Origin of the sequence: Rhodobacter capsulatus (assembly GCF_005144475.1) — a bacterium.
Classification (GTDB): domain Bacteria; phylum Pseudomonadota; class Alphaproteobacteria; order Rhodobacterales; family Rhodobacteraceae; genus Rhodobacter; species Rhodobacter capsulatus_C.
Genome location: NZ_SWJZ01000027.1, coordinates 1 through 14,080, shown reverse-complemented (window position 1 = coordinate 14,080; position 14,080 = coordinate 1). Strand labels below are relative to the sequence as shown.

Sequence of the window (14,080 nt, the reverse complement as noted above, 5' to 3'; positions counted from 1 at the left end):
TTGCATGCTTGGGGCTGACAAGGTTTTCGTTCTCGCGTATCACGCAGCATCGAAATCGAAGGGCGAATGATGCGTTATATCTCCACCCGGGGGCAGGCCCCGGTCCTGAGCTTTGCCGAAGCCATGCTGACCGGGCTTGCCCGTGACGGCGGACTTTACGTCCCCGAAACGGTGCCGAGCCTGAGCAAGGCCGAGATCGCCGCACTGGCGGGGCAAAGCTACGAGGAGGTGGCCTACCGCGTGATGGCGCCCTTCGTGGGCGACACCTTCACCCCGGAGGAACTGAAAGGCGCCATCGCGAAAGCCTATGCGGGCTTCGGCCATGTCGCCCGCGCGCCGCTGGTGCAGCTCGCCCCGGGGCATTTCCTGCTGGAGCTGTTCCACGGCCCGACGCTGGCGTTCAAGGATTTCGCCATGCAGATCATCGGCCAGCTGTTCCAGATCGCTTTGGCGAAAGCGGGCAAGCGCATCACCATCGTCGGTGCGACCAGCGGCGACACCGGCTCGGCGGCGATCGAGGCCTTCAAGGGGCTGGAAAACGTCGATGTCTTCATCCTGTTCCCGCATGGCCGGGTGTCGGAGGTGCAGCGCCGTCAGATGACGACGCCGCCCGAAAGCAACGTGCATGCCCTCGCCCTTTCGGGCACCTTCGACGATTGCCAGAACCGGCTCAAGGACATGTTCAACGACTTCGCCTTCCGCGACGAGGTGGGCCTGGCGGGCGTGAACTCGATCAACTGGGCGCGGGTGCTGGCGCAGGTGGTCTATTATTTCACCGCCGCGGTCAGCCTTGGGGCGCCCGACCGCAAGATCAGCTTCACCGTGCCGACCGGCAATTTCGGCGACATTTTCGCGGGCTTCATCGCGCGGGACATGGGCCTGCCGATCGAGCAGCTGGTGATCGCGACGAATCAAAACGACATCCTGCACCGCTGCCTGAGCACGGGCGAATACCGGATGGACGGGGTGAAACCCTCGATCAGCCCGTCGATGGACATTCAGATTTCCTCGAACTTCGAGCGCGCCTTGTTCTGGGCCTATGGCAAGGACGGCGCCGCCGTCGCGCAGCTGATGGAGGAACTGAAGACCAAGGGCGGTTTCACCGTCAGCCAAGGGGCGCTGGAAGCGCTGCGCGAGACCTATGCCTCGGGCCGCGTGTCCGAGGCCGAGACCGCGCAGACGATCACCGAGGAACGGACGCGTTCGGGCGAGCTTCTGTGTCCGCATTCGGCGGTCGGTGTCCGCGTCGGTCATGCCCATGCCCGCCCCGAGGTGCCGATGGTGACGCTGGCCACCGCGCATCCGGCGAAATTCCCCGATGCGGTCGAGGCCGCCACCGGCATCCGCCCGCCGCTGCCGCCGCGCATGGCGGATCTGTTCGAACGGACCGAGCGGGTGACGCGGGTGCCCAATGATCTGGCCGCGCTGGAAGCGCTGATCCGCAAGGCCAAGACCCTCGAGGAGCCCCGCGCATGATCGAACTGACCACGCTGCCGAACGGTCTGCGCATCGTCACCGAGCGCATGCCGGGCCTTGCCTCGGCCTCGGTCGGCGTCTGGGTTCTGGCGGGCGGCCGCCATGAACGGCTGGAACAGAACGGCATCGCGCATTTTCTGGAACACATGGCCTTCAAGGGCACCAAGACCCGCAGCGCGTTGCAGATCGCCGAGGCGATCGAGGATGTGGGCGGCTATATCAACGCCTATACCTCGCGCGAGGCGACGGCCTATTACGCCCGCGTGCTCAAGGCCGATGTCGGTCTGGCGCTGGATGTGATTTCCGACATCGTGCTGAATTCCGTCTTCGATCCGCGCGAGATCGAGGTCGAGCGCCATGTGATCTTGCAGGAAATCGGTCAGGCGCTCGACACGCCCGACGACATCATCTTCGACTGGCTGCAGGAGGCCGCCTATCCCGATCAGGCGATGGGGCGCACGATCCTTGGCCCCTCGGCCAACATCGAGCGCTTCGGCCGCGCCGATTTCGAACGTTTCGTGGGCGAGCATTACGGGCCGGATCAGATGATCCTCTCGGCCGCGGGTGCCGTCGATCACGCCGCGATCGTGAAACAGGCCGAGACGCTTTTCGGTCATCTGCGCCCGGTGGGGGCGCCCGCGGTGCAGCTGGCGCGCTGGTCGGGCAACGAACGGCGGGAGCTGAAAGACCTCGAGCAGGTGCATTTCGCGCTCGCCTTCGAGGGGCCCTGCTACCGCGATGCCGATCTTTACACCGCGCAGGTCTATGCGACGGCGCTGGGCGGGGGCATGTCCTCGCGCCTGTTCCAGAAGATCCGCGAAGAACGCGGCTTGTGCTATTCGATCTTCGCGCAGGCGGGGGCCTATGACGACACCGGGATGATCACGATCTATGCCGGCACCTCGGGCGAGGAAGTGGCGGATCTGTGCGGTCTGACCATCGACGAGCTGAAACGTGCCGCCGAGGACATGACCGAGGCCGAGGTGGCCCGGGCCCGGGCGCAGATGAAGGCGGGGATGCTGATGGGGCTGGAAAGCCCCTCAAGCCGGGCCGAGCGGATGGCGCGCAATCTGGCGATCTGGGGCCGGGTGCCGGGTCTGGATGAAGTCTCCACGCTGATCGACGGCGTGACGGTCGAGGCGGTGCGCTCCTATGCGGGGCGGATGATCGCGCAGGACCGCACGGCGCTGGCGCTTTACGGGCCCGCCGAGACGGCGCCCGATCTGGACGGGATGCGGCGGAGGCTGGCGGCCTGATGTTCCTGCGGCGTCGGAAACCCCAGGTCGAGACCGAGCGGCTGACGCTCCGTCTGCCCCTGCATTCCGACTACCGCGACTGGGCCACGCTGCGTGCCGAAAGCCGCGATTTCCTGACGCCCTGGGAACCCTCGTGGTCGCCCGAGCATCTGGGCCGCAAGGCCTTTGCCAACCGGGTCTATTGGGCGGCCCGGGCCGAGGCGGCGGGCACGGCGCTGCCGTTCTTCCTGATCGAGCGGATGTCGGGCCGGGTGCTGGGCGCGATCACGCTGGACAACATCCGCCGCGGCCCGGCGCAGGCGGGGACTTTGGGCTATTGGGTGGGCGCGCGCCATGCCCGGGAGGGCTTCATGCGCGAGGCGATCGCGGCGGTGGTCGATCACGCCTTCGGGCCGATGGATCTGAGCCGGATCGAGGCCGCCTGCCTGCCGGAAAACGCCGCCTCGCGCGGGGTGCTGGAGAAATCCGGCTTCAAATACGAGGGCGTGGCGCAGGCCTATCTGCAGATCAACGGGCGCTGGCGCAACCATGTGCTTTACGCCAACCTGCGCCCGGATCGGCGCGGGCGCACCGATATCGGCTGAGGAAGCCGGGGGTTTTCCACCCCCGGACCCCCGGAGGATATTTTAGGCAAGATAAAGGGGAAAGCCGTGCTGAACCCGGCGGATGCTGCTTTTGTGAAACGACTGGCCGTGGCGGTGCCGGGGCTGTGGCTGGGGGCGGCCGAGCCGCGCTATCTGGAAGAGCCGCGCGGGCGCTGGCGGGGGCAGGCGGGCGTTCTGGCGCGGCCGGAAACGGTGGCGCAGGTCTCGGCGCTTCTGGCCTTTTGTCATGCCGAGCGGGTAGGGGTCGTGCCCTTTGGCGGCGGCACCGGGCTGGTCGGCGGGCAGGTGGCGTCTGAGGGGCCGGTGCCGGTGGCTCTGAGCCTGGAGCGGATGCGGGCGGTGCGACAGGTCGATGGCCAGGCGCTGGTGATCGAGGCGGGGGCGACGCTGCAGGCGGTGCAGGACGCGGCCGCGGCGGCGGGCAAGCGCTTTCCGCTGACGCTGGCCTCGCAAGGCTCGGCGCAGATCGGCGGCTGTCTGGCGACGAATGCGGGCGGCGTGAACGTGTTGCGCTATGGCTCGGCGCGGGCTTTGTGTCTGGGGCTGGAGGTCGTGCTGGCCGATGGCACGATCTGGCACGGGCTGAAGCGGCTCGCCAAGGACAACACCGGTTATGACCTGCGTGATCTGCTGATCGGCTCGGAAGGGTCTTTGGGGATCATCACCGCGGCCAGCCTGCGGCTGCACGAACCCCCCGCGGTCGAGGGGGTGGCGCTGCTGGCGGTGCCCTCGCCCGCGGCGGCGGTGGCGCTTTTGGGCTTGGCGCAGGCGCGGTTTGCGGGCTGTGTTTCCGCATTTGAACTGATTTCCGGGCAGGGGTTGGCGTTTTTGCGCGCGGTCGGCCCCGAGGTCGCGCTGCCCTTTGCCGCCGATCCCGACTGGTCGGTGCTGATCGAACTCGGTCTGCCCGCCGGGATGGACGTCGAAGCGGCTTTCGCCGATCTTTACGAAGCCGCGGGCGATCTGGTGACGGAAGCGGTCGTGGCGCAATCGGGGGCGCAGGCGGCGGCACTATGGCAGATGCGCGAATCGATCCCGCTGGCCAATCGCCGCATCGGCGCGATTTCCAGCCATGACATCGCCGTGCCGGTGGCCGACATTCCCGCCTTCATCACCGCCGCGACCGAGCGTCTGCGCGGGATGGGCGATTTCCGTCTCAACTGTTTCGGGCATGTCGGCGACGGCAACCTGCATTTCAACGTCTTCCCCGTCGAGGGGCGGCGGCGCGAGGACTACGAGCCGATCCGCTCCGAGGTGATGGCCACGGTGCATCGGCTGGTGGTCGAGCGGTTTGACGGCTCGATCTCGGCCGAACACGGGATCGGGCGGCTGAAGGTGGGCGAATTGGCGCGCAGCGCGGCCCCGGCGAAGATGGCGATGATGCGGGCGATCAAGACGGCGCTGGATCCGCGCGGCATCCTCAACCCCGGGGTGATCCTGCCCGTGGCCAACTGAGCGGGCCCCGAAAGGGGTGCGCCCCGCCGGGGGTGGCAGGGCGCTGCACTTTTGGTTCACGTGTTTGCAAGCAGCCGAACCATCAGGCCCGCTCTGAGTAGCGCGATTCGGGTTGTCAAAAGGTTAACCGCGTTGACCGCGTGGAGTGGTCTTCTGCCCCTGGGGGGGGATCCGGCCAAAAGAAAAGGCGCCCCGAAGGGCGCCCCGGGGGGATGTCGCGACGCGTTACGCGCCGTCGAATTCGCACAGCACATGCACCTGCATGCCCAGATCGCGCAGCAGGTTGCGCCCCCCCAGTTCCGGCAGATCGACGATGAAGGAACAGCCGACGATCTCGCCGCCCAGACGCTCGACCAGCTTGATCGCCGCCTCGCAGGTGCCGCCGGTGGCCAGCAGGTCATCGACGATCAGCACCTTCTCGCCCGGCTGGATCGCGTCGTCATGCAGCTCCATGATCGCTTCGCCATATTCGAGCTTGTAGGATTGCGAAATCGTCTGCCCGGGCAGCTTGCCCTTTTTCCGGATCGGCACGAAGCCCTTCGAAAGCTGGTGCGCGATGGCGCCGCCCAGAATGAAGCCGCGCGCCTCGAGCCCCACGACCTTGTCGATCTGCTCGCCCGCCCAGGGGTGCAGAAGCTGGTCGATCGCCATGCGGAAGCCGCGCGGATCGGCGAAGAGCGTGGTGACATCGCGGAACATGATCCCTTCATGCGGGAAATCGGCGATGGAGCGGATGTAATCCTTGACGGTCTTCATCGGTCAGCCTTTCAGGACGCGGCCCATCACGGGCATCAGTCGGGCAATCACTTCGGGGTCGCGTTTGGCAGGGGCGGTCATGATCGCGCCATCGAGCACATGGGTGCAGCCTTTTTCGCAAGGCGCAGCCGGGCCCTTGAGCAGCGCGGGCAGGGCGGCGACCAGCGACCGCGCCTTGCCGGCATTGGCGATCGCCGTCGCCACCACCTGCGCCACATCGACGGCGTCATGGTCCGGATGCCAGCAATCGTAATCGGTCACCATCGCGACGCAGGCATAGCACAGCTCGGCCTCGCGCGCCAATTTCGCCTCGGGCATGCCGGTCATGCCGATCACATCGGCGCCCCAGCTGCGGTACAGGCGGCTTTCGGCCAGCGTCGAGAACTGCGGCCCCTCCATCGCGACATAGGTGCCGCCCTTGTGCACCGTCACGCCGGTCGCCCGCGCGGCCTCGGCGCAATGGGCCGAGAGGCGCGCGCAGACCGGATGCGCGACCGAGACATGGCCCACCAGCCCGGTCTCGAAAAAGCTCTTCACCCGGGCAAAGGTGCGGTCGATATATTGATCGACGATGACGAAATCGCCGGGCGCATAGGCTTCCTTCAGCGAGCCGACGGCCGAAACGGCGACCAGATCGGTCACGCCCATCATCTTCATCGCCGCGATATTGGCGCGGTAATTCACCGTCGAGGGGGTGAAGCGGTGCCCCCGCCCGTGCCGCGGCAGAAACGCCATCCGCACGCCATTCAGTCGCCCGGTCAGGATCTCGTCCGAGGGCGCGCCAAAGGGGGTCTCCACCGGCTGCCATGTCGCATCTTCGAGCCCGTCGATGTCATAGACACCCGAGCCCCCCATCACCCCGATCATCCGGTCTGCAGTCATTCCAAAGTCCTCGCCCTGGCCCTTCGCGGCCGCGCGCAGCTTAGGCGGGCGGGGCGGATCGGAAAAGACCATAGAACTCCGGCGCTCCGCGTCATATTTACACTTCAGGGGCAGGGAGAGAGCATGGATCACCGCAGCGAACTGGGCGCCGAGAACCTCCGCGGCGCGGGGCTGATGACGCTGGCCATGGCGCTCTTCGCGCTGGAAGACATGTTCGTCAAACAGGCGGCACGGGGACTTCCGGTGGGCGAGGTGCTGATGCTGTTCGGGCTGGGCGGCATGATCTGCTTTGCGGCGCTGGCGCTGGCTTCGGGGCAAAGCCTCTGGCATCCGGCGGTGGCCAGTCGGCTGATGGGCATCAAGGCCGGGTTCGAGATCACCGGGCGGCTGGGCTACACGCTCGGCATCGCGCTGACGCCCCTGTCGAACGCCTCGGCGATCTTGCAGGCGACGCCGCTTGTCGTCGTCGCGGGGGCGGCGCTGATTTTTCGCGAACGGGTGGGGGCGGCGCGCTGGGCGGCGGTGGGGATCGGCTTTCTCGGTGTGCTGGTGATCTTGCGGCCGGGGCTGGACGGTTTCGTCCCGGCGGCGCTCTGGACCGTGCTTGGCCTGCTGGGCTTTGCCGGACGCGATCTGGCCACCCGCGCCGCGCCGAAGGTGCTGACGAATTTCCAGCTTGGGCTTTACGGTTTTGCCGCGCTCATTCCGGCGGGCGCGATCATCCTTGCCGTCACCGGCGGCGCGGTGCTGCCCGCCCCCGCAAACCTGTTGCCGGTGCTTGGCGCGGTCCTGTTCGGCGTCACCGCCTATTGGGCGTTGACCAAGGCGATGCGGACGGGCGAGGTCGCCGTCGTCACCCCCTTCCGCTACACTAGGCTGATCTTCGCGCTGGGCCTCGGCATTCTTGTCTTCGGCGAAAGCCTTGATGGTGCGACGCTGGCGGGCGCGGCGCTCGTCGTCGCCTCGGGGGTCTACACGCTGCTGGCGGGGGCAAGGCGGCTCAAACGCTGAGCTTTCATCTTGCCCGAAATATCCCGGGGTGCGGGGCAGAGCCCCGCTTGCACGGGCATTTCCGCGCGCCTAACCTGCGGCCATGAAACCCGTGATCGTCTTTGTTTCCGCCGTCACCCCGGGCCAGTTCAACGGCCTTGCCGAATATCTGCACACGGCCGGTCTGGCCGAAACCTGGTATCTGACCTCCAGGGGTCATCTGCGGACCCATGGCGAAAAATACAAACGGCTTCTGCCCTTTGCCCCCGAAGGCCAGATCACCGGCCCGCAGGGCTATTACTATTCCGACAAGACGGAACGCTCGGCGCGGATTTCGCGCGGCGTGCTTGCGGCGCTGACCGAGCTGCGCCGCAAGACCCGCATCGATCTGGTCTTCGCCCATGGCATGTGGGGGGCGCCGCTCTTTCTTTTCGACGAGATCGACGCCGCCATCGCCTCCTATGTCGAGTTTCCAAGCTATGCCGCGCATGGCTGGGACAGGCGCTATCCGCCCGACCAAAGCCAGCGGCTGGCCGACCGCAACATGGAGATGCTGAGCTTTCACCAGATCCTGAAATCCGATCTGACGATCATGCCCTCGGCGCATGCGCGCAGCCTGCTGCCGCTCGAATTGCAGCCCCGCGTCGCGGTGCAGTTCGAGGGCTTCGAGATCAAGCCGCTGCCGCCCGCGCCGCCGGGCCCCTTCACCATCGGCTTTTCCGCCCGCGATCTGTCGAACTGCAAAGGCTTCGACATCTTCGTGCGGCTGGTCGACCGGCTGGTGCGCGAGGGCACGGCGGATCGGCTGGGCATCCGCTTCGCCGCGATCGGCGATCCCAAGGCCACCACCTACGGCTACGAACAGCAATGGATCGACCGCAATTTCCGCAAGGGGGCGAGTTTCGCCGAATATCTGGTGCGGACCTATCCGGCCGGGGGCGAGCGCATCCTGTTCCCGGGCAAGCTGCCCTATGACACTTTCGTCGAGGCTTTGGCGCAGGTCGATCTGTTCCTTTACCCGCTGCGCTTCGGGGTGGGGAACTGGGGGCTGATGGAGATCCTGGCCCGCGGCAAGCCGGTCATCGCCTCGAACGCCACCTTTGCCCCCGAGATGATCGAGGACGGGGTGAACGGCGTGCTTCTGCCGGTGGGCGAGAACGGCGAGGATGATCAATGGATTGCCGCGATCGAGCGGCTGGCGACCGATCCGGCCCTGCGCGCGCGGCTGGGCGCGGCGGCGGCAGAGCGCGGCCGGGCCTATCATCTCGATCAGGTCGCGCCGCGCTACATGGCGCTGTTCGAGCAGGCGATCGAAACGGGCAAGCGACGGATGGCGGGGGGCTGATCCGGCCGACGGTCGGTTCGGGCGGAACAGGAAAGGCATCGCCTTTCCCCGCCCGTTGCGCCCGGGTCGTGCCAAGACCGTCTGCCCCAAGCGGAACAGAGGCCAGCGCCCAGCCCCGGCGGGCGAGAAGCGCCCGCCATGGGCGGGGCGGGCGCTGGCCGGGACGCTTTGGCGCCCCGGCGGTCACGGGACCGCTGTTCCGCGGGGCCTCGGCGATGGCCTCGGCCAGACCGACGCCTCAGGGCCGCGCCATCTCGAAGGTCTCGGTCACCGTCGCGTAATCCATGTAGCCCAGACGGCTCAGCCGGTCGGGCGGCAGGTAACGGCCATCCCGCAGGCAATCGGGGCGGATATGCACGCCGACCACCGCGCCATGCACCAGAAAGTTGCTTTGCCCCAGCAGCGGCACGATCTGCACCAGACGGCATTCGAGCGCCGCAGGCGCCGCCGCCACGCGCGCACAATCGATCATCTCGCACCCGGCCTTTTCCAGCCCGGCCGCCAGAAATTCATCCTCGCCCGCCGCCAGCATCGCCGAGGTCGCGTTCATCTGCGCCGCCAGTGCCGAGGTGACAAGGTTCACGCAAAACACCCCGCTTTCGCGGATCTGCGTCACCGTATCTTTCGTATCGCCACGGTCGGGCTTCGTCGCGGTCGAGGCGAAGACCACCTGCGCGGGGCTGGCCGAAACGGCGGTGAAGAACGAATAGGGCGCCAGATTGTCCCCCATCTGGCCGCGCGTCGAGATCCAGCCGATGGGGCGCGGCGCGACGATGGCGTGGAACGGATCATGGGGCAGGTCGTGACCCTTGTCGGGGCGGTAGAACATGCGCGGCTCCTTTGATTTGAACCTGACATAACCGCGTGTTAGGCGCGTTTCGAGGGCGAATCGCAAAGGGTCGGGGCATGTATCAGCTCGAGGAAGAGACCGAAGCCGACTGGTGGGAGGTCGAGGCACTTTATGACCTGTGCTTCGCCCCGGGCCGCACTGCGCTCTCGTCTTACCGGCTGCGCGATGGCGTCGAAAAGGTCGCCCCCCTGTGTCTTGTGCTGCGCGAAGATGGCGTTCTGGCGGCGGTGATCCGCTACTGGCCGGTCAGGGTCGGCGGGCAGCGCGTGCTGCTTCTGGGGCCGGTCGCCGTGCACCCGACGCGGCAGGGCGAGGGGCTGGGCGGTCTTTTGATGCATGAAAGCCTGGCCGAGGCGCGGCGTCTGGGCTGGGAACGGGTGCTGCTGGTGGGCGATGCGCCTTATTACAATCGCTTCGGTTTTGAAAAGATCGCGGGGGTGGAGATGCCGCCGCCGACCAACCCCGACCGGGTTCTGGCGCTGGAGCTGATCCCCGGCGCCTGGGCGGGCGTGCGCGGCCCGGTGGAAAAGTTCCTGCCCTGATCTTTCGCGCCCCGCCCGGCCTTCCCATATTCGGGCAAGCCAAGGGGGAGCCATGCAACCTGAAATCCTGTATCCGGTCACCGACAAGCGCCTGACGGCGGAACTCGACCTGTTGGCGCGGCGGCACCGCGCCGCCTCGGGGCCGATGATGCAGGTGATCACGCTGGTTGGCACCGGCGCCGAGACGCTTCTGGGCAAGCTGGCCGCCCCGGTCCGCGACCGGCTGGAAGGCGCCACCGAACGGGCGCTGCAAACCGCTTTCGACGTCGCCACCCGCTCGCGCGAGGTGGTGGCGGACCGGCCCGACTGGATCAACACCGCGCTGACGACGGCGATGGGGGCGGCGGGCGGCGTCGGCGGTCTGCCCGGGGCGCTGGCCGAACTGCCCTTTACCGTGACGATGCTGTTGCGCGCGATTCAGGGCATTGCCGCCGAACATGGTTTCGACCCCGACAGCGAGGAGGTGCGGCTCGAATGTCTGCGCGTCTTCGCCGCCGCGGGGCCCTTGGCGCGCGATGACGGCGCCGACATGGGCTTTCTGGCGGCGCGGCTGACGATCACCGGGCCGGGGCTGAACAGCCTGATCGCCAAGGTGGCGCCGCGGCTGGCCGCGGTTCTGGGGCAGAAGCTGGCCACCCAGGCGGTGCCGGTTCTGGGCGCGGTGGCGGGGGCGGCGGTGAACTATGCTTTCACCAGCTATTATCAGGACATCGCCCGGGTGCATTTCGGGCTCAAGCGCCTTGCCCGCGACAGCGGCGAGGACGAGGGCCTTTTGCGCGAGGAGCTGGTGATGCGGATCACCCGGCGCTGAGCCGGAAATTCCGCATCCGAAGTAAACATATTCATTGAACTGCAAGTGTTCGGCTGCCAAGGTGGCGCCGACCGAGACCCCGGTCTGCCGCCGTGTCGGGATGTTGCTGTGACAATTTGTCCCTCTGCGACAGGCCGCGCAGGGGTGGTCGGCGCCGGGTTTGGCCATAGCTGAACCAACATCCCCGCAAGGGACGCTGCGGGGCGAACCACCTTGGAGAGAACGATGGAGTTCGGATTAGTCGAGCTGTCACGGCTGCAATTTGCCTCGACAGCGATGTATCACTTCCTGTTCGTGCCGCTGACACTGGGTCTGTCGATCCTCGTCGCCACGATGGAGACGGTCTATGTGATGACCGGCCGCCCGATCTGGCGGCAGATGACGAAATTCTGGGGTACCCTGTTCGGGATCAACTTCGTGCTGGGCGTCTCGACCGGGATCACGATGGAATTCCAGTTCGGGATGAACTGGGCCTATTACAGCCATTACGTCGGCGACATCTTCGGCGCGCCGCTCGCCATCGAAGGGCTGATGGCGTTCTTTCTGGAAGCCACGCTGGTCGGGATCTGGTTCTTCGGCTGGGAAAAGCTGACGGCGCGGGCGCATATGTTCGTGGCCTGGGGCGTCGCCATCGGCTCGAACTTTTCGGCGCTGTGGATCCTGATCGCGAACGGCTGGATGCAGAACCCGGTGGGCGCCGTCTTCAACCCGATGACGATGCGGATGGAGCTGGTCGATTTCTTCGCCGTGCTGTTCAACCCGGTGGCGCAGGCGAAATTCGTCCATACCGTCTCGGCGGGCTATGTGACCGCCTCGATCTTCGTGATCGGCGTCTCGGCCTGGTATCTGCTGCGCGGCCGTCACATCGAGCTGGCGCGGCGTTCGATCGCCGTCGCCTCGGCCTTCGGTCTGGCGGCGAGCTTGTCGGTGATCGTGCTGGGCGACGAGTCGGGCTATGAAGCCACGCACAACCAGCGCATGAAACTGGCCGCGATCGAGGGGATGTGGGAGACGGAAGAGGCCCCGGCCTCGTTCAACCTGTTCGGCATCCCCGATCAGGAGGCGCGCGAGACGAAATATGCGATCCAGATCCCCTATGTGATGGGGCTGATCGGCACGCGGTCCTTGACCACCGAAATGCCCGGCATCAAGGAGCTGGTGGCGCAGGCCGAGGGGCGGATCCGTTCGGGTGTGATCGCCTATGACGCGCTGCTGCAGATCCGCGCCGCGAAGGGCAATGTGTCCCCCGAGGTCAAGGCGACCTTCGAGGCGCATTCGGCCGATCTCGGCTATGCGATGCTGCTGACGACGGTGGTCGAGGATCCGAAACTGGCCACCGATGCGCAGATCAGCGAAGCGGCGTGGAAGACGGTGCCGCAGGTGGCGCCGCTGTTCTGGAGCTTCCGGATCATGGTGGCGTCCGGGTTCTTCATGCTGGCCTTGATCGGCTACATGTTCTTCACCTCGAACTTCCGCGGCGGGCGTTTCCCGACCTGGGTCTTGCGCACCGCGGTTTTCGCGATCCCGGTGCCGTGGATTGCCGCCGAAACCGGCTGGTTCGTCGCCGAATTCGGCCGTCAGCCCTGGACGGTGGATGGCTTGCTGCCCACCGCGCTCTCGGTGTCGAACCTGTCGATCTGGGATGTGGTGCTGACGCTGGCGGGCTTCGTGACGCTTTACACCGTGCTTCTGGTGATCGAGATCAAGCTGATGCTGGCGGCGATCCGCAAGGGGCCGACGCATGACATCGAGGTGGTCGAAGCCTGGGCCGCCAAGCGTCGTCCCGTTGCCAATCCTGCGGAGTAAGACCATGATCCTGCATGAACTTTTGAGCTATGAAATCCTGCGCGTGATCTGGTGGGTGCTTCTGGGCGTGCTTCTGATCGGGCTTGCCGCGACGGATGGCTTCGACATGGGGGTGGCGGCGCTGAACCCCTTCGTCGCGAAGTCCGACGCCGAGCGGCGGGTCGTCATCAACACCATCGGCCCGGTCTGGGAGGGCAACCAGGTCTGGCTGATCCTTGGCGGCGGGGCGATCTTTGCCGCCTGGCCGCCGCTTTATGCGGTCAGTTTCTCGGGCTTCTATCTGGCGATGTTCCTGGTTCTGGCGGCGCTGATCCTGCGACCCGTGGGGTTCAAGTATCGCAACAAGCGCGAAAGCCATGTCTGGCGCACGCGCTGGGACTGGGCGCTGGTGGTCGGCGGCGCGGTGCCCGCGCTGATCTTCGGCGTCGCGGTGGGCAATGTGCTGCAGGGCGTGCCTTTCACGCTCGATGACACGCTGCTGCCGATCTACCCGGGCAATCCTCTCTCGAAACTTCTGGGCCTGTTGAACCCCTTTGCGCTTTTTGTCGGCGTGGTGTCGCTGGCGATGCACATCGCCCATGGCGCGGCCTGGCTGGTGCTGAAGACCGAGGGGGCGGTGCAGGCGCGGGCGCGGCGGATCGGCAGCTGGGCGGGGGTCTTGACCATCGTCACCTTCGCCCTGGCGGGGGTCTGGCTGGCTTTCGGCATCCCGGCCTATCAGTTCGTGACCGAGCCCGATCATTTCGGCCCGTCGAACCCGCTTCTGTCCGAGGTGGTGCGCGGCGGCTCGTGGATCGACGCCTATCAGACCCGGCCCTGGATCGCGATTGCGCCCGCGCTGGCGGTGCTGGGCCTTGGCGGGGCGGTGGTGCTGATGCGGCTCTGGAGCGGCTGGGCGGTGACGGCCTCGATGGTCGGCATCTTCGGCGTGATCTCGACGGTGGGGCTGAGCATGTTCCCCTTCATCCTGCCCTCGTCGCTCAATCCCTCGGCCTCGCTGACGGTCTGGGACAGCTCGTCCTCGCAGATGACGCTGTTCATCATGCTGGTCTCGACGGTGATCTTTTTGCCGATCATCCTGGCCTACACGTCCTGGGTCTACAAGGTGCTCTGGGGCAAGGTGCGCCCCGACGACATCGCCCGCAATCCGAACGCCTACTGAGGGGGACACAACATGTGGTATTTCGCCTGGCTTCTGGGTCTGCCGGTGGCGGTGATGTTCGGGGTTCTGAACGCGATGTGGTTCGAGATGCAGGAGGACCGGCGCCGCGACGGCGAGCTGTGAGGCCTTGATCCGGGCGGGGGG

14 protein-coding genes are annotated in these 14,080 nt (G+C 66.6%); 11 read left to right on the top strand and 3 right to left on the bottom strand.

What is annotated here, in order from left to right; genetic code table 11:
- Window positions 1-69: 69 nt before the first annotated feature.
- The 4 genes from thrC (at window position 70) to FBT96_RS08435 (ending at window position 4,792) form a co-directional block, all read left to right on the top strand.
- Window positions 70-1,476 (top strand): threonine synthase, encoded by a 1,407-nt coding sequence (gene thrC / locus FBT96_RS08450; RefSeq protein WP_136905901.1) that lies wholly within the window; start codon window positions 70-72, stop codon window positions 1,474-1,476.
- Window positions 1,473-2,732, top strand: coding sequence for a M16 family metallopeptidase (locus FBT96_RS08445; RefSeq protein WP_136905868.1), 1,260 nt, complete (start codon window positions 1,473-1,475; stop codon window positions 2,730-2,732). The genes thrC and FBT96_RS08445 overlap by 4 nt, the downstream gene beginning before the upstream one ends.
- Entirely contained in the window at window positions 2,732-3,316 is a 585-nt protein-coding gene (locus tag FBT96_RS08440) for a GNAT family N-acetyltransferase (protein WP_136905867.1), read from the top strand. Before FBT96_RS08445 ends, FBT96_RS08440 begins: the two co-directional genes overlap by 1 nt.
- A gap of 66 nt (window positions 3,317-3,382) precedes the next feature.
- Window positions 3,383-4,792: an FAD-binding oxidoreductase gene (locus FBT96_RS08435; protein WP_136905866.1), complete on the top strand. Its 1,410-nt coding sequence runs from the start codon at window positions 3,383-3,385 to the stop codon at window positions 4,790-4,792.
- A gap of 225 nt (window positions 4,793-5,017) precedes the next feature.
- Here FBT96_RS08435 and FBT96_RS08430 read toward each other — a convergent pair whose 3' ends face one another.
- Together FBT96_RS08430 and FBT96_RS08425 are read right to left on the bottom strand one after the other, a co-directional pair.
- Entirely contained in the window at window positions 5,018-5,548 is a 531-nt protein-coding gene (locus FBT96_RS08430) for an adenine phosphoribosyltransferase (protein WP_136905865.1), read from the bottom strand.
- A 3-nt stretch (window positions 5,549-5,551) separates the two neighbouring features.
- Window positions 5,552-6,430 (bottom strand): S-methyl-5'-thioadenosine phosphorylase, encoded by an 879-nt coding sequence (locus FBT96_RS08425; protein ID WP_136905864.1) that lies wholly within the window; start codon window positions 6,428-6,430, stop codon window positions 5,552-5,554.
- Between the two features lie 123 nt (window positions 6,431-6,553).
- Between FBT96_RS08425 and FBT96_RS08420 the strand changes: the two genes are divergently transcribed.
- Window positions 6,554-7,441 (top strand): DMT family transporter, encoded by an 888-nt coding sequence (locus tag FBT96_RS08420; protein WP_136905863.1) that lies wholly within the window; start codon window positions 6,554-6,556, stop codon window positions 7,439-7,441.
- Between the two features lie 82 nt (window positions 7,442-7,523).
- Window positions 7,524-8,765, top strand: coding sequence for a glycosyltransferase (locus FBT96_RS08415; RefSeq protein WP_136905862.1), 1,242 nt, complete (start codon window positions 7,524-7,526; stop codon window positions 8,763-8,765).
- A gap of 238 nt (window positions 8,766-9,003) precedes the next feature.
- On the opposite strand, the gene FBT96_RS08410 is transcribed toward FBT96_RS08415, so the two are convergent.
- Window positions 9,004-9,594 carry a flavin reductase family protein gene (locus tag FBT96_RS08410; RefSeq protein WP_136905861.1) on the bottom strand — a complete coding sequence of 197 codons (591 nt, stop codon included), beginning with the start codon at window positions 9,592-9,594 and terminating at the stop codon, window positions 9,004-9,006.
- Window positions 9,595-9,671: 77 nt separating this feature from the next.
- On the opposite strand from FBT96_RS08410, the gene FBT96_RS08405 reads away from it, so the two are divergent.
- The 5 genes from FBT96_RS08405 (at window position 9,672) to cydX (ending at window position 14,059) form a co-directional block, all read left to right on the top strand.
- The gene (locus FBT96_RS08405) at window positions 9,672-10,157 is read left to right on the top strand and encodes a GNAT family N-acetyltransferase (RefSeq protein WP_136905860.1); all 486 of its coding nucleotides are present in this window, start codon (window positions 9,672-9,674) and stop codon (window positions 10,155-10,157) included.
- Between the two features lie 52 nt (window positions 10,158-10,209).
- Complete coding sequence (locus tag FBT96_RS08400; protein WP_136905859.1) at window positions 10,210-10,968, top strand: EcsC family protein; 759 nt, start codon at window positions 10,210-10,212, stop codon at window positions 10,966-10,968.
- 225 nt (window positions 10,969-11,193) lie between these two features.
- Window positions 11,194-12,774, top strand: a complete 1,581-nt coding sequence (locus FBT96_RS08395) for a cytochrome ubiquinol oxidase subunit I (RefSeq protein ID WP_136905858.1) — start codon at window positions 11,194-11,196, stop codon at window positions 12,772-12,774.
- A 4-nt stretch (window positions 12,775-12,778) separates the two neighbouring features.
- Complete coding sequence (cydB, locus tag FBT96_RS08390) at window positions 12,779-13,936, top strand: cytochrome d ubiquinol oxidase subunit II (RefSeq protein ID WP_136905857.1); 1,158 nt, start codon at window positions 12,779-12,781, stop codon at window positions 13,934-13,936.
- A gap of 12 nt (window positions 13,937-13,948) precedes the next feature.
- Complete coding sequence (gene cydX, locus FBT96_RS08385) at window positions 13,949-14,059, top strand: cytochrome bd-I oxidase subunit CydX (protein WP_065118417.1); 111 nt, start codon at window positions 13,949-13,951, stop codon at window positions 14,057-14,059.
- The last annotated feature ends 21 nt before the right edge of the window (window positions 14,060-14,080 follow it).